Origin of the sequence: Paenibacillus allorhizoplanae (assembly GCF_927798215.1) — a bacterium.
Classification (GTDB): domain Bacteria; phylum Bacillota; class Bacilli; order Paenibacillales; family NBRC-103111; genus Paenibacillus_E; species Paenibacillus_E allorhizoplanae.
Genome location: NZ_CAKMMW010000057.1, coordinates 1 through 2,337 on the forward strand (window position 1 = coordinate 1; position 2,337 = coordinate 2,337).

Annotated in this window: 4 protein-coding genes; all 4 read right to left on the reverse strand. The window is 36.4% G+C overall.

What is annotated here, in order from left to right; translation table 11 throughout:
* Positions 1 to 173 precede the first annotated feature (173 nt).
* Positions 174 to 806: a hypothetical protein gene (locus tag L6I86_RS35445; RefSeq protein WP_236293624.1), complete on the reverse strand. Its 633-nt coding sequence runs from the start codon at positions 804 to 806 to the stop codon at positions 174 to 176.
* Between the two features lie 209 nt (positions 807 to 1,015).
* Positions 1,016 to 1,156: a DUF7660 family protein gene (locus L6I86_RS36020; RefSeq protein WP_420851969.1), complete on the reverse strand. Its 141-nt coding sequence runs from the start codon at positions 1,154 to 1,156 to the stop codon at positions 1,016 to 1,018.
* Between the two features lie 13 nt (positions 1,157 to 1,169).
* Entirely contained in the window at positions 1,170 to 1,613 is a 444-nt protein-coding gene (locus L6I86_RS35450; RefSeq protein ID WP_236293626.1) for a hypothetical protein, read from the reverse strand.
* A gap of 176 nt (positions 1,614 to 1,789) precedes the next feature.
* Complete coding sequence (locus L6I86_RS35455; RefSeq protein WP_236293628.1) at positions 1,790 to 2,095, reverse strand: hypothetical protein; 306 nt, start codon at positions 2,093 to 2,095, stop codon at positions 1,790 to 1,792.
* Between the last annotated feature and the right edge of the window lie 242 nt (positions 2,096 to 2,337).

Sequence of the window (2,337 nt, forward strand, 5' to 3'; positions counted from 1 at the left end):
TTTTCTTGTACAGACATTTTATATTAACACATATTGGGTGTATCCTGCCCAATAGCTTAATGAGGCTGCCACTCGTTTTCGCGGTGGCAGCCTCATTTTGTAGTTTATTGAAGTAACGTTCAAGTATAGCGTAATGGGTTGTTTAACAGTTTAATTTGAATCATAAATTTGTATTATTCAATTTTTATCGCCTGACCATTAATTACATCTACTTCAAACCGTTCACCTGATAAAGGAAAATCCTTCGTCGTGTGTAAAGTGTATGTGTCTGCTTCCGATGTCGGCTCCAGCTTAACCCAATAGTTAACTTTCTCAATCCCTATCCCATGGATCTCATATATTGGAAGCGTTAAACGGATGCGATTTTCTTCTGATGTAGTAACGTTTTTTAGATATAGACGGGCATAGCTGTTTCTTTGAAATATATTGACAACTTCTATGTTGTATTCGTAATGACCGTCTGTTGTTATTTGTATTGAATCTGTCATAACTCTCTCTGTTAACCAGCCACTCGTATCTACACTTTTATACAATAGAGGAGTTAACAATAGCATGCTGACAATTAAAGCAAAAATCCCTAAAACTCCACCTCTTTGTGGAGACCACCTTCTAACAAGTAAAATGACTGACAAAACAATTAGTAACAAGGAAGGTATTCCAAGACCAATAATAATTACTGTAGCAATTAAATCAATCCCGCGTTGAAAGTTGGCTGTTGATCCAAGAATGAGCCAAATAATCCCAGAAAAATTAATTAAAGCGGACAATATCCATAGTATTTTTATCCATTTAAGCAATACTTTCACCCTTTTATTAGACTCTTATATTTTGCTTCATACACGGGGTTACTTTATACTCCGATTTCCTCTAACTGTAACATAGCATACCAATAATGACGATATGCCTCACCACGTTAACCTGCCCTTTAGCTTAATGAAAAAAAAGGAGCAGCTGCCGCGGCAATCTGCTCCCTGGTTCTGTTCAACTATAGTTTCCCGTTAGCGTAATGACTTTTTCACTCGTATGCCTTACCAGCCAATAAAGAGGTTGCAAGCAGACTCCAAGTAGGCGTTTTAGAATTCGCATCATTAGAATCATTTAACCATGCAGCCATAGCCTCCAAAAAGCTTTCCAGTGTTTGGTTCTCCCAGCTTATGAGACGTACCTAGTTACGTCTCATTTTCAATGTTATCTTCAATTACAATTTCTTTAATGATAGCTTCTACAGTACCCAATTTAGTAATAAATTCATTCTGAATCCAATTTTCACCTTGTTTTGATGTGAAATAGTAATTATTTTTAAATAAACTTTTCTTTTTAACGTAGCTTTGAACCCACTTAATTTCATTTTCTGGATCTGTTATTCCTAAATAATATAAAGGTCTTATTGCAATTTTCATTAATGTCTTTTCAAGATCAGATCTAAAGTAACAAATATGAGAAATAATAGAGAAATAACCTAAAGCAGCTCCCTCACAGTTTTGACTAGGTAGAAACTGATCAACAGTAGTGATTATCTCTTCATTTGAATACTTATATGGATCTTTATCAACACTTTTTAAAATGTCCTGCAGTTGGGGGCTACGAGAGAATTGATGAATAATTATTTTCATCCCCTTGCTATTTTCTAATCTTCAGTTCTTATGCAAGATTTCCCTGAAAATTAATACTTGAAGTATTCGCGAAGTGATTAAACTTTCCTCCCGTTACTTCAACGAATCTAGGGAGCAGTTGCCGCGAGGCGATCTACTCCCTGAATATTACGCTATCGTTTTCCGTTAGATTAGTGCTAATCGCCACTTATTCGAATTCTCTTGACCTTATTATCTGAAATAGCTTCCAAGAAGAGCTGCAATGTTGTGTGATATTCAGCAGCCATCAGAGGTTTATAGCAATTCAAGTCACAAATCAAACCCTCAAGTAACTCGCCGCTAAACTCCTCATTTGTGCGGTAATAGTTTTTTAACTTCTTGAGATATGAGTAGCTCTCCCATCGTTTATGGGATGAAAATATTACTTTATGTAATTCTTCATTAATTTCATACAACGAAACAAGCCTGTTGCAATCGTCATACATTAAAACATCTAGCCCCATAAAATCCACCTACTTCACTTTATCCTACTGTACCATAAGCCACAGGCTTTCTCACTAAACTGACAGTTACTTTAATGAGGCTGCCGATTCATGCCAGCAGCCTCGTCTTGATTTCTTATTGAACAAACATCGTTCTCCGTTAGTTGAACAACCCAATTCACTTAGCGGATCTTATCCCACCCGTTTGTTTCCTGATGAACCAGAGATAAAACGACCTGTCTACGTAAAAGGTTATCAGAAGG

What these genes read in the sequence shown, in the direction of transcription:
- L6I86_RS35455 (WP_236293628.1), bottom strand. Translation starts at nt 2,095, where the DNA reads ATGGGGCTAGATGTTTTAATGTATGACGATTGCAACAGGCTTGTTTCG.
- L6I86_RS35450 (WP_236293626.1), bottom strand. Translation starts at nt 1,613, where the DNA reads ATGAAAATAATTATTCATCAATTCTCTCGTAGCCCCCAACTGCAGGAC.